This window comes from Kribbella sp. NPDC048837 (assembly GCF_055586945.1).
This window is the reverse complement of record NZ_JBVJHF010000002.1, coordinates 730,988-752,888: the sequence shown is the minus strand read 5'-3', so window position 1 is coordinate 752,888 and position 21,901 is coordinate 730,988. Positions and strand designations below refer to the sequence as shown.

The window sequence follows — 21,901 nt, the reverse complement described above, 5'->3', positions numbered from 1 at the left end:
CGGACATTTGGCAAGCCGGGAGGCGGGAAACGGATGACCGTGCGCAGGCTCGACCGCACCGGCGGCCAGCCGCTCTGGAAGCAGTTGCAGCGGGATCTCGTCCGCCGGCTGCGCTCCGGGGAGTTCGACGACGCCTTCCCCGGCGAGCTCGCGCTCGTCGAGGAGTACGAGGTGAGCCGCCACACGGTCCGCCAGGCCCTCGGTCAGCTCCGCTCGGACGGCCTGATCGTGGCCGAGCGCGGCCGCCAGCCCCGAGTCGCCACCGCGCCGGAGATCCGGCAGCCGATGGGCGCGCTCTACAGCCTGTTCTCGTCCGTCGAAGCCTCCGGTCTCCCCCAGCACAGCGTCGTACGGGCGCTCGACATCAGAGCCGACGGCGTCATCGCGGCCCGGCTCGACCTGGAGGCGTCGAGCCCACTGCTCTACCTCGAGCGACTCCGGTACGCCGGTGACGAGCCGCTCGCCCTGGACCGGGTCTGGCTGCCCGCGTCACTCGCCGAACCGCTACTCGAGGCCGACTTCACCCACACCAGCCTCTACAACGAGCTCGCCACCAGGACCGGTCTGAGCCTGGATCACGGCCGCGAGGACATCCGCGCGATCAACCCGACCCCGCCCGAGCGCACGCTGCTGCATTGCCCACCCGAGGCCGCGGTCTTCTCGATCATCCGCCAGGGCACCGTCCAGAACCGCCCGGTCGAGTGGCGCCACACCGTGGTCCGTGGCGACCGTTTCGCGCTGTCCGCCGAGTTCTCGGCGAACACCGGCTACCGCCTCACCCCCGCCCCGCGCACCACCGCGCTGGCTCAGGGCTGGTAGGCGCCACCGCGGAACGGATCGTCAGCCGGCAGCCAGGAGTTCGCCGGGTCGAGGTCGACCGCGACGTCGCGGGTCAACGCCTCGATCGCGGCGAGCACGGCCGGTCGGACCTCGTCGCGACGCGAGACGAGGGTCCAGGTCCAGATCGGGATCGGGTCGGCCACCGGGCGGCGGACGAAGTCCCTGGGCAGTGGCGTGTCATCGCGCTTGGGTGAACTGACCACCGGCCGCCGCAACCGCCGGACGTGATCGAAGAAGGCCGGCCCGGTGATCCCGTGGTCGTCGATCCGGACCAGCTCGGCACCGGTCGACCGGGCGAACTCGGCCGCGTAGATGTTCCACGACGCCCAGGTGGCCGTGTCGGCGTCGACGAGTACGACGGTGTCCTTCGCGCGTACGGCGGACTCGTCGCGCCCGGGTGAGACGGCGTACAGCCGGTCCATGCCGAGCAGGCGACCGGTCAGTTCCTGCTCGGCGAGATCGGTGGCCCGCACCCAGCAGATCGCCAGGTCGATGCTGCCGTCGGCGACCCGGCCGGCCTGTGTGTGCGACGGCATCACCCATGCATCCACCCGCAACTGCGCCACCGCGGACGCGCGCTCGACCAGATCGGCCGGGCGCCAGCTGACGTACCCGAGTCGCACCGGCTCGCTCGCCGCGAAGCCCGCCGCCGTACGCCGCAACGCGTCGGCCTGCTCCAGCAAGGCCCGCGTCTGCGGGAGCAACGTCTCCCCGAACGCGGTCAGCGCGACCGTACGCCGGTCCCGCTCGAACAACCGCACGCCGAGATCACGCTCGAGCGACTTGATCTGCTGGGACAGCGACGGCCCGGCGATGTGCAACCGCGCCGCGGCCCGGCCGAAGTTCAGCTCCTCGGCGACCGCCACGAAGTACCGCAACTGCCGAAGCTCCACCTGCCGATCGTAGTAGGCCGAGCCTCCTAGCTGGGAGCAAACCGGTCGTGGAAAACGCCACATGGTTCGACAACTATCGAAGTACATCCACTCGAGAAGGCGAGAACCATGAACACCCAGAAAGTCGCCGTGATCACCGGAGCCTCCCAGGGCATCGGGGCCGGCCTCGTCACGGCGTACCGCAAGCTCGGCTACGCGGTCGTCGCGAACTCGCGCACGATCGAGCGTTCCGAGGACCCGTGGGTCCTGGCGGTCCCGGGCGACATCGCCCAGCCGGGCGTCGGCAACCGGGTGATCGAGCAGGGGCTGGACACCTTCGGCCGGATCGACACCCTGGTCAACAACGCCGGCGTCTTCGTCGCGAAGCCGTTCACCGAGTACACCGACGAGGACTACGACCTGGTCGACGGCGTGAACCTGCGCGGCTTCTTCGAGATCACCCGCCGCGCCGTGACCGCGATGCTCGACAACGACGGCGGCCACATCGTCAACATCACCACCACGTTGGCCGAGCACGCCGACAGCAAGGTGCCGTCCGCCCTGGCGTCGCTGACCAAGGGCGGCCTGAACTCGGTCACCAAGTCCCTGGCCACCGAGTACGCCGCTCGCGGCATCCGGGTCAACGCCGTCGCCCCCGGCGTCATCCGTACGCCGATGCACCCGGCGGAGACGCACGAGTTCCTGGCGGCCCTGCACCCGGTCGGCCGGATGGGTGAGATCGACGAGATCGTCGAGGCCGTGACCTACCTCGAGGGCGCGAACTTCGTCACCGGCGAGATCCTCCACGTCGACGGCGGACAGCAGGCCGGTCGCTGATGAAACCCTGGCGGGTCGTGGGTCAAGGAGCGGCGGCGCTGGCCGGCGGGATGGGGATCGGCCGCTTCGCCTACACCCCGATCCTCCCGATCATGCACGCGCAGGCCGGACTGTCCCCGCGGCTCGGAGCGGCACTCGCAACAGCCAACTACACCGGCTACCTCGCCGGAGCACTGGCGGCGATCGTCGTACCGAGACTGACCCACTCCCGCTGGGCGTTGCGGTTGTCGCTGCTGGTCCTGTCGGCGACCCTGGCACTCATGCCGCTCAGTCGCAGCGGACCGCTCTGGCTCTCGCTGCGGCTGATCGCCGGGGTAGCCAGCGCGCTGATCTTCGTGATCGCCGTCAGCGCCGTACTCCCGCAGTTGCGCAGCCATCACGTCGGCTGGATCTTCAGCGGGATCGGCGCCGGGATCGCGTTGTCCGGCGCGGTGCTGATCGGCGGCAGTTGGCGGCAGGCCTGGTGGCTCACCGCCGTACTGACCGTCGCCTGCACGGTGCCGGCCTGGCACCTGACCGGCCCGGCACCGGCCGCCGCGGCAACGACCGAGCGCGGCCGTGGATCGAAGCACTTCACCGCGTTGCTGACCAGCTACTCACTCGAAGGCGTCGGCTACATCATCGCCGGCACGTTCCTCGTTGCCGCGATCAACGAAACCGCCTCCGGGCAGATCGGCAACAGTGCGTGGATCATCGTCGGCCTCGCCGCGCTGCCCTCCTCGGTCCTCTGGGCCCGGCTCGGGCGAACCTGGTCGCGGCCGACGCTGCTGCTGACCGCACTGCTCCTCCAAGCCGTCGGCATCGCCCTTCCCGTCCTTGTCGGCGGGGTCGCGGCCGCGCTGATCTCGGCGGCGCTCTTCGGCGCGACGTTCCTCGGCGTCGCGAACATCGTGCTCGCGATCGGCGCGGACCTGCAGGTCCCCCGCGCCGTCGCGATCCTCACCACCGGCTACAGCCTCGGCCAGATCGTCGGCCCGCTGGCGGTCGGACCCCTGCTGCACAACGGATATCACCAGGCGCTCCTGATCAGCGCCGGCGTGGTGGCACTCGCCGCCACCGCCGCTGGTCTCGTCCGCCGTCAACCGAACCAGGAGATTTTCATGACCGACAACGACATCCTGCACAGCGTCCTCGACCAGTGGAAGGCGGGCGTCGACGCGCACGACCCCAAGCGGGTGGCGTCGTACTTCACCGACGACGCGATCTTCCAGGGCCTCCATCCGTACGGCGTGGGCCCGGATGCGGTCGCCGAGTACTACGACTCGCAGCCGATCGGACTGTCCGCGGCGTACCGGATCCTCGAGCATCGCCGGCTCGCCGACGACCTGATCCTCGGTTACCTCGCGGTCGACTTCAGCTTCACCGACCGCCCGGCCCTGCCCGTCTACCTGAGCATCATCCTCCGGCGGACCGGCGACGACTGGCTGATCGCGCACTATCAGGTCTCCCGGTTGTCGTAGGGCTGGCTGATACTGGGGCGATGACGGTCAAGGAACTGCGGTTGGTCGTGACGGCGGACGACTACGACGAGGCGGTGGCGTTCTACCGGGACGTGCTCGGCCTGCCCGAGCGGGAGTCGTACGTCACGGACGACGCGCGAGTGATGATCCTCGAGGCCGGGCGGGCGACCCTCGAGATCGCGAATCCGGCACAGGCCGACTACATCGACGAGGTCGAGGTCGGCCGCCGGGTGGCCGGGAAGTTCCGGGTCGCGTTCGAGGTCGACGACTCCGCGGCGACGACCCGGCGGCTGGCCGAGGCCGGCGCCACCGTGATCGCCGAGCCGACGCGGACGCCGTGGAACTCGCTGAACGCCCGCCTGGACACTCCGGGCGGGATCCAGCTGACCCTGTTCACCGAACTTGACCTGAAGTGAACTTGAAGTGTTGAGGTAAGCGTCATGTGGCAGACCGAGTACCTCGACCTGGACGCTTACCTCGACCGGATCGGGCACGCCCGGCAGCCTGCGTCGGCGGACAGCCTGCGCAGTCTGCACCGGGCGCACGTGCTGGCGATCCCGTTCGAGAACATCGACGTGATCCTCGGCACGCATCCCGGCATCGGGCTGGACGCGATCCAGGCCAAGCTCGTCGGCCGGCGGCGCGGCGGCTACTGCTACGAGCACGCCCTGCTCTTCGGCGCCGCACTCGAACGTCTCGGCTTCGACGTGACCCGCCGGGTCGCGCGAGTCCAGCCCCACAAGGCAGGACCGCGTACGCACGCCCTCCTCGAGGTCGGCGTGGACGGCCAGGACTTCCTGGCCGACGTGGGCTTCGGCGCCGGCCAGCTGTACCCGACGCCGATGAAGGACGGCATCGTCGTCGACCAGGGCGGATGGGATCACCGGCTCACCCTCGACGGCGACGTCTGGACGCTGTCGAAGCAGACCGCCGACGGCTGGGTTCCTCAGCACGCGTCCAACGACGAGCCGGTCCGCCCGATCGACTACGAGGTCTACCACCACCACGTCTCGACCCACCCGAACTCGCCGTTCACCGGCCGGCCAGTGGTGATGCGCGTCGCCGACGGCGTCGTCCGCCGGCTGGTCGGAGACAAGCTCACCGCCGAGTACGCCGACGGCCGCACGACGGAACGCGTCGTACCGGCAGCGGATCTGCCCGAGGCGCTGGCGGGCCTGGACGTCGTCCTCAGCGACGAGGAAGTCGATCGCCTGCGGCTTGTCTAGGTGTCTCGGTGCGGAACGACTCCCCCAGCTCGGGGCCGAGGCCGAAGTAGTGCCGGAAGTTGTAGAGCAGCGGCGACCACGCGGCCGGATCGACGTACGACGTCCCTGGTACGACGATCCGCTCGTCGGCATGCACCCGGAGCACCTTCGCCTGGATGATCAGAAAGGTGCCGCCGGCATCGAGATCGACCTGGACCGCGGTCGCCTCGAACTGCAGTGGACACTCCGCCACCCGGGGCGGGCTCACTCGCTCGGACGGGACCGGGGTCAGCCCGGCGGCCTTGAACTTCTCGCGTTCGAACCGGAAGCGGGCCTTCTTGGAGTCCGGCACCGGATGCCGGCCGGTCAGGCCGGCGATCCGCTCGACCGCTTCCCACTGCTCGGGTGACGGGTAATTGATCACGAGCTCGGGCCGGAGCCGCAGGTTGTGTGCGGTCTGACCAGGCTCACCCACGCCGAGGACGACCACGTCGCCGAGTGCCCAGGCGGACGACATCGGGGCGAGGTTGATCGTGCCGTCGTCGTTCGCGGTGGACAGCAGGGCGACCGGCGTACCTACGTACAGGATGGACGGTTCGATCGTCAGGTGCGTCATGCGTTCGACGCTAGGCGGCCGTCGCTTCGGCCGGGACCTAACTGTCGGAGCGGCATGATGGGGTCATGAGCATGCAGACCGAGGGACAGGAGTTGGCTGCCTGGGCTCGGATGCTGGCGGACGGAACGCGGGCCACGGTGTGCGTGGCGTTGCTCGACGGGCGGGCGTGGACGGCGACCGAGCTGGCCCGGGTGGCGAAGGTGTCGCGGCCGACGATGAGTGAGCATCTCAACCTGCTCGTCGACGGCGGTCTGCTGACCGAGGTCCGGCAGGGCCGGCATCGGTACGTGAAACTCGCCGGGCCGGACACGGCCGAGTTGATCGAGGGGCTCGCGGCGCTCGCACCACGGCGTGCCGAGGTTGCGCACAGCCTGGCAGCGGTCAGTAAGCGGGACGCGTTCGCGCGGGCACGGACCTGCTACGACCACCTGGCCGGCAAGCTCGGGGTCGCGCTCGCGGACGCGATGACCGAGCGCGGCCTGCTCGACTGGTCCGACGGGATCGCGCTCACGCCTTCCGGCGCTGCGTGGCTGGACGACCTCGGCATCACGGTCGAGCCGCGGCGTGGACGGCCCGCCGTACGGTCGTGTCTGGACGTGACCGAACGACGTCCGCACATCGCGGGCGCTGTCGGCGCGGCTTTGTGCGCACATGCGTTGCGGCAGGGTTGGGTACATCACATCCCGGGTGGACGGGCGTTGAAGGTGAGCGGCTCGGTGCGCGAATTCGGGCTGCCGGTAGGCGTTGTCCGGGGGTTGCAGCCCTGAGAACCGTGAGATTGACGCGCCGGGGGGGAGGCGCCGAGCGCGGAAACCACCTAGCCTTCGGCCATGACTGAGTTCGAGCCCGGCACCGATCTGGTGTCCCGCCTCCCTCTGCCCAGCCACGTGATCGTCCATGCGGACGGTCAGTGGCGTCGCGGCTGGCTGATCGGCCGCGAGCACGAGGAGACGGGATGGACCGGTCTGGTGCAGTACGAGGGCGACGACGGAAACGAGCGGACGGAACGCCTGCCGGCGCACCGGATCGCTCTGCCGGAGTCGGACGGCCCGACCGAACGAGCGTCGTAGCGCACCGAGGTGCGTTGAACTGAGGAGGGGATAACAGCACGAAGGCCCCCGGAGGATTCTCCGGGGGCCTTCGTGCGTAACGCGGCCGGGGCGCCTGGGCGGCGAACGAGAACCCCGCCCCAGGCCCTTCGGGCGGTTGACCTGGGACGGGATCCTCAGTGGCGTTACACAGGGTGTATCGCTGGTGACGGGCCGAGTGTTACAGGATCGACGGAAATTCTTTGCGGACGGCGCCGCGCGTCCGGACAGGGGACGACCCCGGTGCACGTCCCTGAACACCGGGGCCTGGATCGGCAGCCTCTCGAGCGACCACCACTCGTGACTTCCAAGTGCCCCCCGCGCCGAGGGCCATTCACGCCGACAGTGATCAGAAATGCACAGCCAGCAGAATCCGTCCGGTCTCCGAGCTGCGGATGTCCAAAGCCTGGATCTCGTTGCGCTGCAGCTTCGTCGTGGCCGCCGGTTTCACGGTCGTCCCGGGCGACGAGGTCCAGCTCGCGATCAGCTGGGATCTGCCGGACGTGTCGGTGACGTACAGCTCGTAGCCCCGGGCCCGTTCGCTCGGCGTCGCGAGTTCGTCGTACCGGCAGCTGATCTCGATCGTCGTACCCCAGCGCTCCGGCACCAGCCGGGCATCCGCGGACAGCTTGCTGGCCACGGTCTGTGCGAGTACGACGTAGTCGCCCTGCGGCTCCTCGTGGGTGAGCGGGATCGCGATGACCGCGCCGATCACGGCTGCGGCCACGGCCACGGCGGTCATCAGCGCGCCGAGCCGGACCCGGCGTCGGCGTACGTCCCGCTGCACGTTGTGGACCAGACCGGGGAGCAGGTTCGGTGGGGCGTCGTCGATGGTCGCGAGCGCGCGGTCGGCCGGCAGCGCGGACAGCTGCGGTGGCACCTCGCCCAGCGATGCCAGCTCGGCCGAGCACTCGTCGCACGTCTGCAAATGCTCCTCGTACGCGCGCCGGTCCTTCGCCGACAACGCTCCGAGCAGGTAGGCCGCGTCCCAGTCGCGGTAGGAGTCGCTCACTGACTCGTCACCCCCTTCTCCTGCAGCGCGAGCTTCAACGCCCGCAGCCCGTAGTGCAGCCGCGACTTCACGGTGCCCGACGGGATGTCCAGCTCTTCGGCGATGTCGGTCACCGTGCGGCGTCCGTAGTACGCACGAACGATCACCTGCCGATGTTCCTCGGACAGCTGAGCCAGCGACTCCGCCACCAGCCAGGCGTCCAGTACGGCGTTCGCGTGGTCGGCGCTCGGGTTCTCCGGCAGGTCCCCGCTGGCCACCTCCCGGCTGACCCGGGCGCTGCGCCGGTCGTCGATGACGAGATTGCGCGCCACCGTGAACAACCAGGCGCGGGCACCCGCTTCGTCCTCGGTCAGGATCTGCGGCCGGCGCCACGCCCGGAGCAGAGTCTCCTGGACGACGTCCTCCGCGAGCCGGTCGTCACCGGTCAGCCGGACGACGAACCGCCACAGCGCGGGCGCATGCACGTCGTGCAGCTCACGCAACAGGGCAGCCCGGTCATCGGCCATCGGCGCTCCTGCTCAGTTGGCTGCTGTTCTCGCCACCATTCTGTACAGGATCAAATCACAGTCCACAGCCCCGGCAGGGTTTGCGGGTGCGGAGGTGGTAGCCGTAGGTGGCTCTGGTGAGACCGATACCCCAGACGAGATAGGCCGGGACGGCGACCCAGAAGAAGGCGTCCGGCAGGCCGACGTCGCCGTACACGGGCTTGCCTTGGAGCGTGGCGACGATCATCTGGAGGAGTCCGACCCCGAAGTACGCCGTGATACCGGCGCCCAGTCCGACACCGGGGAGGAGCAGCATCCAGCGCGGGAAGATCCGGCCGGGCGGGTAGACGAGGAGCAGCGGGAGGGCGATCCCGGCCAGGAGGAAGCCGCCTTCGAAGATGATCACCGAGAGGTTGCCGGCGTACGGGGTGGTGTCGAAGCCGACGGCGGCTTGGGCGGCCAGGCGGGTCAGGCAGCCGGCGACGGCTAGCCAGGCCGGCCAGTGCGGGGTTGTGGTGGGACGCGGCCGACCTGTGCAGCGGAGGCAGGTCGGGTCGAGGCGTCGCTGGTAGGCCAGGGCTGTGCTCGCGAGGAGGGCCGCGCCTCCGAGCGCGGTGAAGCGGGTGAGCATGCCGTGCACATCGAATGGGATCCCCAAACCGGGGAGCAGGCCGGCGACGACGTCGAGCAGGGCGAACGCGGCCGCTGCCACCCAGCCGGCGGCGAGTGCCCACAACGACCCGATCAGCAATCGGGACCTCGGCTGCCGGCTGAGGGCGAGCAGTGCGGCGACGCTGACCAGGCAACCCGCCACCGCAATCCAGTCCGGGACCAGGAGGTCGCGGCCCGGGAGCTTCCAGCCCGGTGCGTGGCCGGTGGCGAACCAGACGCGCAGACATCCGTACGACGCCGCCCAGACGAGTGCGGCCGTGGGCACGCGCGTGGTTGCCATGCGGACAGTCTGTTGGCGCGCATCCGCCGTACGGATCACTCGTGCGAGGGAACGGGCTCCATCGCGGGATGGAACGTCAGCGAGTGTCGTGGAGGTGGCGGAGGGCGCGGAGGAAGGCTTCGCGGTCCTTCGGTGGGAGCTTGGCGAGGAGGCGGTCCTCGCGGACGCGGATGTCCTTGCGGACGGCACGGCGTACCCGACGACCCTGCGTGGTGATCGAGAGCAGGCGGACCCGACGATCGTCGGGGTCCGGCGTGCGCTCGATCAGGCCGGCGTCCTGGAGCTCGTCGAGCGTGCCGATGATGCGTGACTTGTCCGCGCCGATCGCCTGGGCGAGGGCCGCCTGCGTACGCACGGGAGTCTCGTCGAGCGCGGTGAGCACCGAGTACCCCCACATCGAGACCTCGTGGTCGGCGAGCACGGGCATCTCCTCCGCGATGAGCACACGCACCAGCGGATACAGCATCGCGGCGAGATCGGGGCGCTCGTCGGTCATGTTCCGGACGATAGCACTGGCGAAATTATAGGCTGGCGCATATGATAAGCACATGCCTACTGATTACGTCTCCTTCGACGCCGACGCCGTCCGGGCCAGCATCGACCTGGTCGCCCGCGTCACCCCCGACGACCTGTCCAAGCCGACGCCCTGCCGGGCCTGGACGCTCTACGGCCTGCTCGCGCACATGGCCACCCAGCACTACGGCTTCGCGGCCGCCTCCCGCGGCGAGGACAGCGCGGAGATCTGGAAGTTGCGCGACCTCGGCGACGACCCCGTGAAGGCCTACATCACCTCCGCCGAACACGTCCTCACCGCCTTCGCCGAGGACGGCGTCACCGAGCGCCAGTTCCCCCTCCACGAGTTCGGCGCATCCTTCCCCGGCCACCAGGCCATCAGCTTCCACTTCATCGACTACGTCGTCCACAGCTGGGACGTCGCCAAGTCCCTCGACACCACAGTCACCTTCGCCCCCGATCTCCTGGAAGCCGCCCAGACCATCGCCCACATAGTCCCCACCGGCCCCGCCCGCCAGGTCCCCGGCGCAGCCTTCGCCCCAGACATCCCCTGGTCCGGACCCAACCCCCTGGACCAAATCGTCTCCCACCTCGGCCGCTCCCCGAACTGGCCGAACTGATCGGTTCGTCGGGCCTGACAGTTGGCGGGGGTGTCTCGTCGTACTGGCATGACGACTACGACGAGGCTCAGTGAGCTGAGTGGTGATTATGTGCTCGACGGTGAAGCGACGCGGATCGGGTTTGTGGCGCGGCATCGGTTCGGGACCCGGGTGCACGGACGGTTCGGGGAGTTCGAGGGCGGTGCGCACTTGGATGGCAACGACCCGGCGCGGTCGAGCGCGCGGATCACGATCCGGGCGGACAGCATCGAGACGGGTGACAAGCGGCGGGATGCTCAACTCAGCAAGGACTTTCTCGGCGCGGCGGCGTACCCGGTCCTGAGCTTCGTGTCGACGCGGGTCGAGCAGGTCGACGCGACGACGTTCGACGTCACGGGCGACCTGACCATCCGCGGTGTGAAGCGTTCGATCACGATCCCGTTCACGCTGACCGGCGACGCGACCTTCCACGCGACGCGGACGATCAACCGGATGGACTGGCGGGCGAACTGGAACGCCGTGACCACGATCCTGGTCAGCCCGGACGTGGTTCTCGACCTCCAGTTCACCGCCGTCCGCGGCTAGGACTTCTCGCAGCCGATGCCGTCGCCGTCGTTGTCCAGGCCGTAGATGTCGTCGCCGATCACGGTGACCGGACCGCGCACGTACGCCGGGCCGTTCCCGCTGCCGCCCGAGCAGTCGACATCACTGGCGATCGGGACGCAGGCGCCGCTGTAGTTCGGGTCGCAGCCCGACGAGCCGGTCTCCTCGACCTTGGTGCCGACGACGGTCACCTGGGTGCGCGGCTGCTTGGACACCTCCTGGCGGACGAGTTCCTTGGTCTTCTGTACGCCGTTCACGTACGTGACCTCGTAGGTCAGCTTGCGCGTCCCGTCGACCCCGGTGGTCCGGATCGTCGTCTCGCCCTTCGGGAGCGAGTCGTCCGTGACCGTCTTCTTCTTGAACGGGATGGTGCGGAACTCGACGACTCTCTTCTTGGTCGTCGTCGGCTTCTTCGCGGTCGCGGTCGGCGTGGTCGTCGGCTTGGTGATCGGCTGTGACGTCGCCGGCGTCGGCGTTGGTGTCGTGGTGACCCGGATGCTCGCGATCGCGGCCGGTTCGGCGACACCCGACGTACCCGATGATGATCCGCAGCCGGTGGCGAGTGCGCCGACGGCCAGCAGAGCGACCGGTGTCAGCGCAGCACGAAGGAAGTGCACGATTCCCCCCAACCCGCCGTCGGTTCCCCCCGCGGCGGGATTGTCAGCGCCCGGACGTCCCGGACGAATTCCGATCCATACCACCCTGATGCATCGGGCGGCGAGGGGTCGGCGCGGATCCGCGACGAACCGCAGTGGTTTCGTGACCTACCGGCCGGTCAGCCGTGCGTACCGGTGAGGATGTGGGTGCCGATCGGGCTGATGGTGTGCCGTACGGCGTTGCCCGCGCGGCGCGTGGTGACGAGCCCGGTGCGGTGCAGGACGCGGGCGTGTTCGCTGGCCGACGCGAGCGAGATGCCGGCGCGGGCAGCCAGTTCGCTGGTGGAGCAGGCGCCGGCGGAGATGGTCCGCAGTACGGCGGCGCGCGTACGGCCGAGGAGGTCCGCGAGAGCGCGCTCCGGGTCGGCGCACTGCTCGGTCGGCTCGGCGCCGGCCGGATCATGTTGGACCGGATAGACGAGCACCGGCGGCAGGTCGGAGTCGGCGGGCATGATCGGGTGCCGCCAACAGAAGAACGACGGGACGAGGCGGATGCCGCGGCCGCGGAGGTACAGGTCGCGGTCGATGTGCTTCATGTCGACGTGCAGCACGGGCGGTCCCCAGTGCAGGGCCGGATGCAGTGTCGTGGCGAGCGTCTCGAAGCCGCCGGTCGTCACGGTGTTGCTGTGCAGCCGTACGTCGCGGTCGACCATGCTGGCGATCGTCGGCATCTGCGGAGCGATCTTGGTGCGGTGGAAGTGCTTGAGGCCTTGGCAGACCTTCGCGAGTACGGCGGGATCGCCGACGGCGAGGCGCCGGGTCCAGCGCGGCAGCCGGACCTCCTCGGCCAGTTGACTCAGCTCCTCGTGCAGCCGGCGCTTCGGTGTCGCCGCCACCGCGGCCAGCCCGGCGTCGAGCCCGTCGACGGACTCGGCCGGGGTGAGGAAGTCGGGCGAGTAGCCGACGGGCGGCGCGAGTACGAGGAGCTCTCGCTCGATCGGGGTGAGCCGGGCGCGGGTCCGCTGACGCCACGGACCGAACACCGCCGGCTCGTCATCGGTCTGCAGCATGTGCATGCCGAGGAGCACTTCCCACAACGGATCCGGCTCGCGGCCGATCGTCGTACGCGCAAGATCGGCGCAGCCGAAATGGATCCGGAAACCCATCGCCATTCCTCCCCCGAGGAAGCGGCACGCCAGTGGACACCCCCAGCGTGACCGCTTTGACCTGTGTGCAATACACAGCGTAGGCAACCAGAGGGTCAAACGTCAGCTTGAACCGGCGTGCCGCTCAGCTTGCCGCGCCCACCCCGGCGAGTGCGGCGACGACGATCCCCGCGACCAGACCGCCGACAGCCAGCGCAATCAACGGCGCCGCGCTGATCGGTGGTTCCGGAACCCGCTGCTGGAACACCGCGAACAGCCGCTCCTCCGCCGGCCGCACCTCGCGCAGCAGAACCGCGGCCGGGTGCTCGTTGACCCCGAAGATCTCGAGCGCCTGCAGCCCGACCTGAGCCGCGGTCACCGCAGCCCGGACGACCCCGATGATCACCGCCCCCGCCGCCACCGTCAGCACGCCGATCAGCGCGACCGTCGTCTGCGCCATCCCCGGCGACTCCGCGTCCGCCATGAGCGCCCGCTTCAGCGCCTCGACCGACCACCACCCGAAGAACCCCAGCACCCCCGCAGCGACCCCGACCCCGCAGCACACGGCAGTCAGCGGATTCTGCGTCTTCACCGCCGCCGCGAACGCCCGCGCGTCACCGGCCAGGTCCCCCGCGTCCCGGACCAGCCCCTCGTACGCCGCCAACGCCTCGGCCCGCGCCTTCAGCTTGACCCCGATCACAATCCGATCGGCCAGCCCCAACGTACTCGCCAGCCCGACGATCTCCCGCCACGCATCCACCACCTCGCGGTGCACCCCGATGACAGCGGCCCGGTCCACAACCCCCATAGTCGTGCCCCCTTGTCCCCCTGAGCCCGAGAGTACGCCGCCCACCCCGCCCCGAACAGTCACTAGCCCCGCCCCGCCGACCCCGCCCCCAACGAGCAAACCCCTCGACAAACCTGACACACTGTTCCCCTCACCCCTCGTGAGAGGGCCTCTAGCTCAACTGGCAGAGCAGCGGACTTTTAATCCGCGGGTTGTGGGTTCGAGTCCCACGGGGCCTACCGCGTCTGACCTGGGCTTTTATCCAGGTCAGACCGTCATAAGCATCCTGGCTGTCCATGGCTCTGTCCATGCTAGCCTTCGTGTATGGCGCGGAAGCAGCGACCGCGGGGGTCGGTCCGGCTCAGGGGCAGCTCGTACAACATCAGGGTCTACGCCGGTGTGGACCCAGTCACGGGCAACGACATCTACCTCAGCGAGTCCACTCGGGATGAGCGAGAAGTCGAGCGAATCCAAACGCGCCTCCAGGCGCAGGTGGACAAGCAGCGCAATGCGGCCTCCCGGGCAACCCTTGCGTACGTCATCGAGGACTGGCTGGAGGGACACGAGGGCGAGGAAACGACCCTCGACAGCTACAGGGGCTACTTCGAACGGAGCATCAAGCCCCCGCTTGGCGACATCCCGGTGTCCGAGCTGCGGACTCGTACAATCGAGCAGTTTTACAAGAGGCTCCGAAAGTGCAGCGCGCTTTGCGATGGCAAACCGATGGTGGACCACCGCACGAGTCGTCCGCATGAGTGTCGAGTAGTGAAGCACCGTCGGCGACCAGGTCGGCCAAAAGCAACCGAGGCCGCGGAGCATGACTGCACTGCCGCCGGATGCAAGGTGACCGAGTGCAAGCCCCATGCCTGCAAGCCCATGGGCGAATCGAGCGTCAGGCAGATCCACGCGATCATCACTGGTGCGCTCGACATGGCTGTTCGTTATGAGTGGATATTGACCAACCCAGCCGAGACCGCGAAGAAGCCCAAGCAGAAGGCGCCGCAGCCAAAGCCGCCCACTGCTGCCGAGGCGGCCCGGATCGCCGAACGCGCGTGGGACGAGGATTTGGCTTGGGGGATGCTCGTGTGGCTCGTAATGGTCACCGGCAGCCGCCGCGGCGAGATACTCGCTCTCCGCTGGTCAGACCTTCATCTCGACGGCGAGGGCGTCGCGGAGTTCCGCAGGAACTACATACAGCGGCGCGGCAAGAAGTTCGAGAAAGACACCAAGACCCATCAGATGCGCCGCAACGCGCTGGATCCCGACACGTTGGAACTGCTGGCGATCCACCGTCAAGCCTATGAGGAGCGCATGGCGCAGCTCGGCGCGCCGGCGATCGACTCGGCCTACGTCTTCTCCTACGAACCCGACAACAGCAAGCCATGCAATCCCGACGGCGTCACCCACCGCTACGCACGCATGTGCAAGAGTCTCGGCATAGACAGCCACCTTCACACCCTGCGGCACTACTCGGCGACGGAACTGATCAGCGCCGGAGTCGATATCCGAACCGTCGCGGGCCGGCTTGGCCACGGAGGCGGCGGAACAACCACGCTTCGCGTCTACGCGGCCTGGGTTCCGGAGTCTGACAAGCGCGCCGCCGGGCTCCTGGCCAGCCGCATGCCGCGGCCCGGCCGACGTGGCTAACGTGGCAGCGAGTTCGCGACGGGGTGTGCCGACTGAATGAACGTCTGGCCATTGCAGGATGCTGCAAGACCTGTGGCCTGCTGGACCGTGCCGTGCTTACGCTCCGTAGAATGAATGGGGCCGAAAGCAACGACTTCTTCAACCGTCCGCAGACTCCCCCTTCCAAAAGATCGCCGCACCGCGCCACCCCGCCCCGAGTTCTGGGATTGCCGGCAGCACTGAGCGGCCAACCGCCGACGCGCTCTAGGGAGGCTGTGCTCGCCACCGAATCACCACGATTTCCACGTTGTGGTGGCTGAGGGCATCGAGAACCACTTGTGCGTCTGAGTCGGAGGCCAAGAGGATCTGCCGGCGCTCCATGGCCAGTTCGGGGAAGGCTGAGGCAGCAAGGTCACCAAGGGCGCCTTCCACAACGATTTCGATGTACACGCTAGGTCTCCCGCCGCGTGGGCCGACCGGGAAACTGGCGCACCTCGACGAGTTCGATGCCGATGCTCTGGAGTCTGAGCAGGATCCCGAGCAGAGCTGCCTGGTCGCGCACCGGTCCACACAGTACGGTCCGGGGCGGCTCCGCCATGACCCGGAGACTGCCTAACTCCTCGAGGACACCGTCGGGCAGTGGGCCGCGGACATGGATCTCGTAGAGCTTCGCCGTCACGGTAGCTGCCTCCTGGATCGGTCATCGGTTGCCGCACTCCGAGCGAGCAGATGGTGAGGACCGCTACCGGGTGGTGGCCTTCACATCATCTCGGCCCCTCACCATTCGTGACCTACCCGCGGCGGGTAGTTCACGCCCAAGTGGCCTTCGTGGCAGGTCCATCGGTCTCGCCGGGAGCACTCGTCTCGGAGTCACGTGAACGAGTAGCCTCACGGTGTGGGGGAGTCACTCGTTCAATCCCGTGACATCGGGTCTGCCCTGGAATCTCTCGGCGCGGACGGGGAGCCCGTGCGCTCCGGACTGCTGGCGGCGCGCGTGGCAGTCCCGGTGCACCCGGTCGGTACGGTCGCCCGCGCCGAACTGTATGCCGAACTGGATCGGGCGAGTCAAGGCAGGCTGACGGTGGTGACTGCCGGACCTGGCTGGGGGAAGACGTCCGCCGTTTCGGCGTGGGTTTCGGGGAAACGGGATGCTGCGGTTGCCTGGTTGAGCGTGGAGGCCGGTGACGACAGCGTGGCAGCGTTCTGGACAGCTGTCCTTGCTGCCCTGCGTCGCACCGGGCTGATTCCGCCCGGTCACCCGCTGGCCGTGCTCGCCCCGACGGACCCAATGTCGCCGGAGACGATGCAGGCGACCTATCGAGGGCTATTCGCGCTGCCGTCGCCGACCGTCCTGGTCCTCGACGACTTCCACAAGATCGAGGACCGCGGCGTTCTCGACAGCATTGCGGTGCTGTTGCGCCATGACCTTCCGCTGCGGTTGGTGCTAGTCACCCGAACAGACCCGGTGCTGCCGCTGCACCGGCTGCGGCTGTCTGGCGGGCTCAGCGAACTCTCGGCCGACGATCTCGCCTTCACGGCTGCCGAGCTCGGCAGCCTTGCTCAGGCTCTGGGTCTCGACCTAACTGCCGCCGATCTTGTGCGGATCCGCGAGCGGACCGACGGCTGGCCGGCCGGGGTGAGGCTGGCCATGATGCACCTGAGCCGACCGAGTGCCGCCCGCGACCTGTCAGGTTTCGGGGGTAGCGACCGCTCGATCGGCGAGTACTTCGTCGCTGAAGTGCTTGATCAGCAGACTCCGGACGTGCGCGACTTCCTGGTCCGCACCAGCGTCGCGGACCGCATCTGTGCCGAACTGGCCGACGCGATCGTCTCTGGCGGCCGGGGCCAAGGCCGCCTCGAGGCGCTTGAACACAGCCATCAGTTCGTCACCGCGCTCGGACCCGAACGGTACTGGTATCACTACCATCCGCTGCTGCGGGAGATGCTTGAGCACACCCTCACCCGAGATCATCCGGGCCAGTTCCGCGCGGCGCACGGGGCTGCCGCGCGGTGGTTGGCCCGACACGGGGAACCGGTTGCCGCGCTTCGTCACAGCGCACAAGCAGAGGACTGGACGCTGTTCTCCACAATCTTCGTGGAAACAGCTGTTTTGGCGATCCTTGGTCCGGATCGACGGATGGTCGAGCGACTCCTGGCCGCCGTTCCCTACGAACAGCTTGCACCGACCGCGCCGCTGGCCGTCTGCGCCTGGGCCCTGGCGTTCCTCGAGGGTCGGTTTGCGGCCATGAGCACCCACACCGAGGCGGCACACGCGCTGCTCGACTCGACGCCGGCCGATCTGCGCTCTGCCACCGGTGCCATCGTGGAGATGATCGCCTGCTCAACGGCGCGGACCCGCAGCGATGCCGCCGCGGTGGTCACGAGAGCCACCGCGGTGCTGACGCGGCTGGACCAGACGAGCCGCCCGTTCCCAGCACTGCCCGGGCTCGGCGCCGTCGCCGCCAACAACCTCGGCGTCGGGTTGCTGTGGACCGGACGGCTACAAGAGGCAGGGACCGTGCTCCTGGCCTCGGCCAGGCGCCTGGAAGAGGTCGGGATTCAGCTCTCGGCGATGAACGCATGGGCACACCTCGGGTTCTGCGGGCTCGTCGAGGGACGTCTGGACGAGGCAGAGCGGTTTGCGGCGACGGCGCTGGACATGGCCGAAGCCCGCGGCGTGACTTCGCGATTCGAACTGCGCAGCGCCCACATCACGAAGGCCTACGTCAGCCTCCTCCGTGGTGACACCGACGATGCGGACCGTTCGGTCTCAGCCGGATTGGCCGCCACCGAAGGCGCAAACGAGCCGGCCCCCACGACAGCCGTCCATGTGTGTCAGGCACTTGTCGCGGTGTCGCGCGGTCGGGTCCGTGCTGCCCACCGTGCGCTGGCGGCGGCCGCAGCGGTGGCGGCGAAGTGGTCGGCGCCGGTGTTCCTGCAGGACTGGCGCACGCGCGCCACCACGGAGACCCTTCTGCTCGCGCACAGTCCGGGCGAGCTGACCGGCGCGATTGCGAACCTGCGGGCGGCGAACCTGAGTGCGACAGGCCGCGTCTGCCTGGCCCGGCTGATGCGGGCCTCCGCGGACCTTTCCGCCGCCGAGAGCCTCGCCCATGACACGTGCGAGCAGGCGGTAGAGGGTGGTGTCGACCCTCTCACTGAGACCGAGACCTGGCTGGTGCGAGCACTGGTCGCCGATCAGCTCCGGCGGACGCACGACTCGCTGGACTACCTTCGCCAGGCCCTGGCCGTGGCCAGCCCCCAGCGGTTGCTTCGCCCGTTCCTGGTCTCGGGGTCCGAGCGGCTGCCGATGCTCCTCCAGCAGCTCGTCGAAGCCGACCCTGCCCTGGTCGGGATCGGCCAGGAGGTCCTGGCACGGCTCGGAGCTCTCAAGCCGTCGACGTCTGAGCCCGAGCCGCTCAGGGAATCGCTGACGGAGCGCGAGTTGACCATCCTGTGGGCGCTCCCGACACTCCAGACGAACGCCGAGATCGCCGACGACCTGTTCATCTCGGTGAACACGGTCAAGGCGCATCTCAAGGGCCTCTATCGCAAGCTCAGCGTCACGAACCGCCGTGACGCGGTCCGGCGCAGCCGCTCGCTCGGGATCTTGTCGTGATCCCGATACGACTCCTCAACCGCCCATTCCGGCTTGGGCTTCCGCCAGTGCGGCCTTGAGTTGTTTCGCCCCGGCGCCGTCCACCGGCGCAACCGACTTGCGCACCGCGCTGGCCAGGGTGTCGTCGACGGTCTGGCTCTGGGCACGGTCGTAGATTGCGACGATGCCGGCCGAACCCGGCGGCAACGCAGCACCCATCTTCTCACCGAGCCCGCTGGCCGCCTTGTGACTGGCGAACTTCCCGACCAGTCCACCCGCTGCAGCGCCGACGACGGTCGCCGCCAGCAACGGGGGTGAGAGGAGTCCCACGACTAGACCGACCCCGCCGCCCACCTTGACTCCTTTGCGCCCCAGATGGTCACCCGTCTCCTTGACGTCGACCGTTCCGTCGGCGTCGACCGTGACGAGTGCCACGCCCTCGACGACGAGCTGCTTGTCCTCGACCTTCTTCACCAACCCGTTGAAGTCGACAAGGGCCAACTCCGGGATCAGGTAGGCGGCGATGACGACGTCGAACTGTGTGTCAACCATGGATTGCTCCTTCGGTGAGCCGCGTTGCGGCTCAGGCGTTGATGCCGCGGGCGGTGTCGGCCTGGCGGGCTTTGGCGTGAAGCTCTGCCTCGTCGACATCATCGAGGTGCGGGGCCACATCGAACACGACCTTCTTGACCGTGCCGGTGAACACGAACGGCGCCTTGTCGGCGTACGTCCGGTCCACGACAAGGCCGTTGTCGCGGCCCACGTCCAGACCCGAGTAGCCGCTGAACCCGAACGGAACCGTGTGGTCCATCCGGCCCTTGCCTACCTGCGCGCCGTTGACGAACAACGTGACGTCGCCGCCGGTCGCCGGTTTGGCCTCGTCCGCGTCAAAGCTCATCAGCACGTTTACGTCCCCGGTCGGCAGCACGGATTCGGATTCCTGCTGGTACTCGAACACGCCGAGGAAGGCGTAGGTGTGCTTCAGCTTCCCATCCTGGACGAAGAGCGAGAAACCGCCCAGATGGTTGGCGTCGGCGACAATGACCCCTTCGGCGCCGCCCTCGGGAATGTGGAGGTCCGCGCTGATCGTGTAGGAGTGGTTGTAGACCCGCGGGACCAAACCGGGCGCGACGTTCTGGACATCCCCGTAATACGTCGTCTTCGTCTGCGTCCCCAGCGGCGGCAGCATGCCGAAGAAGCCGGCGAACGCGGCGAGCAAAGGCATGACGTGGTACTTCTCGGCCTCCTCCCAGAACAGCGCCTGGAGCTCCTTGATCTTCTCCGGGTGGTCGGCGGCCAGATTGGTCGCTTGCGAGAAGTCGTCGGGGAGGTAGTACAGCTCGGCCGGATCATCGTCAGGGTTCCACACGCCAGGAGCGAACCGCTTCAACTGCTCGGGATCCAGCCGCCAAGGCACTCGTGGCATCTTCATCGACAGCCACCAGCCGTCCTTGTACATCGCGCGGTTTCCGAAGTTCTCGAAGTACTGCTGCGTGTGACGCTCCGAGGCCTGCGGGTCGGCGAGCGAGTCCGCGAAGCTCACACCCGTCATCGGCTGTTGCTCGACCCCGTCGACGCGGGTGGGCTGCGGGATCCCGACGATGTCGAGGATGGTGGGCCCGATGTCGGTGACGTGCGTGAACTGCGACCGCATCCCGCCGCCCTCAGGGATGCGTTCGGGCCACCGGATCACGAGCGGGTCGCGGGTGCCGCCGAGGTGGGAGGCGACCTGCTTGCCCCACGCAAACGGCGTGTTCCCGGCCCAGGCCCAGGCGGTGGAGTAGTGCGGGTACATCATCTCGGTGCCCCACGCCTCCAGCCCACCCCACTTGAGCGCGAGCTGCATCTGCTCCTCGTCGGTGAGCGGAAGGCCGTTGACCATCGTGCCCTCGTTGAAGGTGCCCGTGGGGGTGCCTTCCAGGCTGGCCCCGTTGTCACCCCAGATCCAGACAACGACAGTGTTGTCGAGCTCACCCATCTCCTCGATCGCGGCAAGAAGCCTGCCGACGTGGTGATCGGCGTTCTCGGAGTAGCCGGCGTAAACCTCCATCTGGTGGGCGAAGAGCCGTTTGCTGTTCTCCGACAGCGAGTCCCAGGCAGGCAGCTCGTCCGGGCGAGGGGTCAGAATCGTATCCGCGGGAACGACACCGAGCGCCTTCTGACGCTCGAACGTCTCCTCCCGCAGCCGATCCCAGCCCTGGTCGAACTGGCCTCGGTACTTGTCGGACCACTCCTTGGCGACGTGGTGCGGCGCGTGGCTGCAACCGGTCGCGTAGTACAAGAACCACGGCTTCTGAGCGTCGTGTCCTCGAACGCCATGAACCCAGTCGATCGCCTGGTCGGTCATCGCCTCAGGGAAATAGAACGGCTTCCCGTCCTTGCCATCCACCACTCCGATGAACTTCTGATTCTCCGCGATCATCGTGTCGTACTGACCGGCCTCCGGGGCGAGGAAGCCCCAGAAGTAGTCGAAGCCCCAGCCGTTCGGCCAGCGCTCGAACGGTCCGGCGGGTCCCTGCTCCCCCTCAGGTGTGAGGTGCCACTTACCGACCGCGCCGGTGGAGTACCCGTTTTCCTTCAGGACGCGTGGGAACGGGGCCGCGTCGTGGTGCAACATGGCCGAGTAGCCCGGGAAGCCGCAGGAGAATTCGGGGATGCCTCCCATGCCGACGGCATGGTGGTTGCGGCCGGTAAGTAGCGCCGCCCGCGTCGGTGAGCACATCGCCGTCACGTGGAACCGGTTATAGCGCAAACCCTCAGCGGCCACGCGGTCGTAATTCGGAGTGCGGATGGGGCCTCCGAACGTGCTCGGATTGCCGAAGCCGGCGTCATCGATCAGGACGAGCAGGACGTTCGGCGCCCCTTCCGGAGGGTGCTCTTGACTGATCAGTCCCCAGTCCGGCTGCGAACCATCCAGCGTCTTCATAGCGACGCCACCGAATCCGTGAGGTCGGATCGGGAGCACGGTCCGGTCAATCTGTTCGCCCATGACAATCTCCCAAGATTGCGCGTGACTGTGTCTAAGGTCCCAAGACTCCCCGTCCAGCGCGGTCACGTCCTCACCCGA

At 68.4% G+C, this 21,901-nt stretch carries 24 protein-coding genes and 1 tRNA gene; 12 read left to right on the top strand and 13 right to left on the bottom strand.

Going from position 1 to position 21,901, the window contains the following annotated elements; all coding sequences use genetic code 11:
* The first annotated feature begins 33 nt into the window (after positions 1 to 33).
* The gene (locus tag ACZ6O0_RS11525) at positions 34 to 819 is read left to right on the top strand and encodes a GntR family transcriptional regulator (RefSeq protein WP_465764761.1); all 786 of its coding nucleotides are present in this window, start codon (positions 34 to 36) and stop codon (positions 817 to 819) included.
* Here the strand turns inward: ACZ6O0_RS11525 and ACZ6O0_RS11520 are convergent.
* Complete coding sequence (locus tag ACZ6O0_RS11520; RefSeq protein ID WP_465764760.1) at positions 807 to 1,733, bottom strand: LysR family transcriptional regulator; 927 nt, start codon at positions 1,731 to 1,733, stop codon at positions 807 to 809. The two genes, ACZ6O0_RS11525 and ACZ6O0_RS11520, sit on opposite strands and share 13 nt — an antisense overlap.
* 108 nt (positions 1,734 to 1,841) lie before the next feature.
* On the opposite strand from ACZ6O0_RS11520, the gene ACZ6O0_RS11515 reads away from it, so the two are divergent.
* From ACZ6O0_RS11515 to ACZ6O0_RS11500, 4 genes are read left to right on the top strand one after another with little or no spacing between them, the layout of a single operon-like run.
* Positions 1,842 to 2,549, top strand: coding sequence for an SDR family NAD(P)-dependent oxidoreductase (locus ACZ6O0_RS11515; protein WP_465764759.1), 708 nt, complete (start codon positions 1,842 to 1,844; stop codon positions 2,547 to 2,549).
* A gap of 17 nt (positions 2,550 to 2,566) precedes the next feature.
* Positions 2,567 to 4,009 (top strand): YbfB/YjiJ family MFS transporter, encoded by a 1,443-nt coding sequence (locus ACZ6O0_RS11510; protein ID WP_465764758.1) that lies wholly within the window; start codon positions 2,567 to 2,569, stop codon positions 4,007 to 4,009.
* A 20-nt stretch (positions 4,010 to 4,029) separates the two neighbouring features.
* A complete protein-coding gene (locus tag ACZ6O0_RS11505) occupies positions 4,030 to 4,425 on the top strand; it encodes a VOC family protein (protein ID WP_465764757.1) in 396 nt (131 codons plus the stop codon).
* Between the two features lie 24 nt (positions 4,426 to 4,449).
* A complete protein-coding gene (locus ACZ6O0_RS11500) occupies positions 4,450 to 5,235 on the top strand; it encodes an arylamine N-acetyltransferase family protein (protein ID WP_465764756.1) in 786 nt (261 codons plus the stop codon).
* On the opposite strand, the gene ACZ6O0_RS11495 is transcribed toward ACZ6O0_RS11500, so the two are convergent.
* The gene (locus ACZ6O0_RS11495; protein WP_465764755.1) at positions 5,198 to 5,830 is read right to left on the bottom strand and encodes a flavin reductase family protein; all 633 of its coding nucleotides are present in this window, start codon (positions 5,828 to 5,830) and stop codon (positions 5,198 to 5,200) included. The two genes, ACZ6O0_RS11500 and ACZ6O0_RS11495, sit on opposite strands and share 38 nt — an antisense overlap.
* 65 nt (positions 5,831 to 5,895) lie before the next feature.
* Between ACZ6O0_RS11495 and ACZ6O0_RS11490 the strand changes: the two genes are divergently transcribed.
* Positions 5,896 to 6,597 carry an ArsR/SmtB family transcription factor gene (locus ACZ6O0_RS11490; RefSeq protein WP_465764754.1) on the top strand — a complete coding sequence of 234 codons (702 nt, stop codon included), beginning with the start codon at positions 5,896 to 5,898 and terminating at the stop codon, positions 6,595 to 6,597.
* Positions 6,598 to 6,660: 63 nt separating this feature from the next.
* Entirely contained in the window at positions 6,661 to 6,900 is a 240-nt protein-coding gene (locus ACZ6O0_RS11485; RefSeq protein ID WP_465764753.1) for a hypothetical protein, read from the top strand.
* A 367-nt stretch (positions 6,901 to 7,267) separates the two neighbouring features.
* Here the strand turns inward: ACZ6O0_RS11485 and ACZ6O0_RS11480 are convergent, their stop codons facing one another.
* The 4 genes from ACZ6O0_RS11480 to ACZ6O0_RS11465 all read right to left on the bottom strand — a co-directional run bounded on the left by ACZ6O0_RS11480 (position 7,268) and on the right by ACZ6O0_RS11465 (position 9,863).
* Positions 7,268 to 7,930 carry an anti-sigma factor family protein gene (locus ACZ6O0_RS11480; RefSeq protein WP_465764752.1) on the bottom strand — a complete coding sequence of 221 codons (663 nt, stop codon included), beginning with the start codon at positions 7,928 to 7,930 and terminating at the stop codon, positions 7,268 to 7,270.
* A complete protein-coding gene (locus ACZ6O0_RS11475; RefSeq protein WP_393153744.1) occupies positions 7,927 to 8,436 on the bottom strand; it encodes a sigma-70 family RNA polymerase sigma factor in 510 nt (169 codons plus the stop codon). Before ACZ6O0_RS11475 ends, ACZ6O0_RS11480 begins: the two co-directional genes overlap by 4 nt.
* A 55-nt stretch (positions 8,437 to 8,491) precedes the next feature.
* On the bottom strand, positions 8,492 to 9,367 hold the full coding sequence (locus ACZ6O0_RS11470) for a hypothetical protein (RefSeq protein ID WP_465764751.1): 876 nt from the start codon (positions 9,365 to 9,367) through the stop codon (positions 8,492 to 8,494).
* Positions 9,368 to 9,443: 76 nt separating this feature from the next.
* Positions 9,444 to 9,863 (bottom strand): MarR family winged helix-turn-helix transcriptional regulator, encoded by a 420-nt coding sequence (locus tag ACZ6O0_RS11465; RefSeq protein ID WP_465764750.1) that lies wholly within the window; start codon positions 9,861 to 9,863, stop codon positions 9,444 to 9,446.
* Between the two features lie 52 nt (positions 9,864 to 9,915).
* On the opposite strand from ACZ6O0_RS11465, the gene ACZ6O0_RS11460 reads away from it, so the two are divergent.
* Complete coding sequence (locus ACZ6O0_RS11460; protein ID WP_465764749.1) at positions 9,916 to 10,500, top strand: TIGR03086 family metal-binding protein; 585 nt, start codon at positions 9,916 to 9,918, stop codon at positions 10,498 to 10,500.
* A 48-nt stretch (positions 10,501 to 10,548) separates the two neighbouring features.
* A complete protein-coding gene (locus ACZ6O0_RS11455; protein WP_465764748.1) occupies positions 10,549 to 11,064 on the top strand; it encodes a YceI family protein in 516 nt (171 codons plus the stop codon).
* Here the strand turns inward: ACZ6O0_RS11455 and ACZ6O0_RS11450 are convergent.
* From ACZ6O0_RS11450 to ACZ6O0_RS11440, 3 genes are all read right to left on the bottom strand, one after another.
* Positions 11,061 to 11,699 (bottom strand): G5 domain-containing protein, encoded by a 639-nt coding sequence (locus ACZ6O0_RS11450; protein WP_465764747.1) that lies wholly within the window; start codon positions 11,697 to 11,699, stop codon positions 11,061 to 11,063. The genes ACZ6O0_RS11455 and ACZ6O0_RS11450 overlap by 4 nt on opposite strands.
* Before the next feature lie 158 nt (positions 11,700 to 11,857).
* Positions 11,858 to 12,844: an ArsR/SmtB family transcription factor gene (locus ACZ6O0_RS11445; RefSeq protein ID WP_465764746.1), complete on the bottom strand. Its 987-nt coding sequence runs from the start codon at positions 12,842 to 12,844 to the stop codon at positions 11,858 to 11,860.
* Positions 12,845 to 12,968: 124 nt separating this feature from the next.
* Complete coding sequence (locus ACZ6O0_RS11440) at positions 12,969 to 13,631, bottom strand: hypothetical protein (RefSeq protein WP_465764745.1); 663 nt, start codon at positions 13,629 to 13,631, stop codon at positions 12,969 to 12,971.
* 145 nt (positions 13,632 to 13,776) lie between these two features.
* Here ACZ6O0_RS11440 and ACZ6O0_RS11435 point away from each other — a divergent pair.
* Together ACZ6O0_RS11435 and ACZ6O0_RS11430 are read left to right on the top strand one after the other, a co-directional pair.
* Positions 13,777 to 13,849: transfer RNA gene (locus ACZ6O0_RS11435), tRNA-Lys, on the top strand.
* 85 nt (positions 13,850 to 13,934) lie between these two features.
* On the top strand, positions 13,935 to 15,257 hold the full coding sequence (locus tag ACZ6O0_RS11430) for a tyrosine-type recombinase/integrase (protein WP_465764744.1): 1,323 nt from the start codon (positions 13,935 to 13,937) through the stop codon (positions 15,255 to 15,257).
* A gap of 243 nt (positions 15,258 to 15,500) precedes the next feature.
* On the opposite strand, the gene ACZ6O0_RS11425 is transcribed toward ACZ6O0_RS11430, so the two are convergent.
* Positions 15,501 to 15,686 carry a hypothetical protein gene (locus ACZ6O0_RS11425; protein WP_465764743.1) on the bottom strand — a complete coding sequence of 62 codons (186 nt, stop codon included), beginning with the start codon at positions 15,684 to 15,686 and terminating at the stop codon, positions 15,501 to 15,503.
* A 1-nt stretch (position 15,687) separates the two neighbouring features.
* Positions 15,688 to 15,915: a hypothetical protein gene (locus ACZ6O0_RS11420; RefSeq protein WP_465764742.1), complete on the bottom strand. Its 228-nt coding sequence runs from the start codon at positions 15,913 to 15,915 to the stop codon at positions 15,688 to 15,690.
* A 216-nt stretch (positions 15,916 to 16,131) separates the two neighbouring features.
* Here ACZ6O0_RS11420 and ACZ6O0_RS11415 point away from each other — a divergent pair, with 216 nt between their 5' ends.
* Positions 16,132 to 18,855, top strand: coding sequence for a winged helix-turn-helix domain-containing protein (locus ACZ6O0_RS11415; RefSeq protein WP_465764741.1), 2,724 nt, complete (start codon positions 16,132 to 16,134; stop codon positions 18,853 to 18,855).
* Between the two features lie 15 nt (positions 18,856 to 18,870).
* Here the strand turns inward: ACZ6O0_RS11415 and ACZ6O0_RS11410 are convergent, their stop codons facing one another.
* The gene (locus ACZ6O0_RS11410; RefSeq protein WP_465764740.1) at positions 18,871 to 19,386 is read right to left on the bottom strand and encodes a DUF1269 domain-containing protein; all 516 of its coding nucleotides are present in this window, start codon (positions 19,384 to 19,386) and stop codon (positions 18,871 to 18,873) included.
* Positions 19,387 to 19,417: 31 nt separating this feature from the next.
* Entirely contained in the window at positions 19,418 to 21,889 is a 2,472-nt protein-coding gene (locus ACZ6O0_RS11405) for an arylsulfatase (RefSeq protein WP_465764739.1), read from the bottom strand.
* Positions 21,890 to 21,901: the final 12 nt, after the last annotated feature.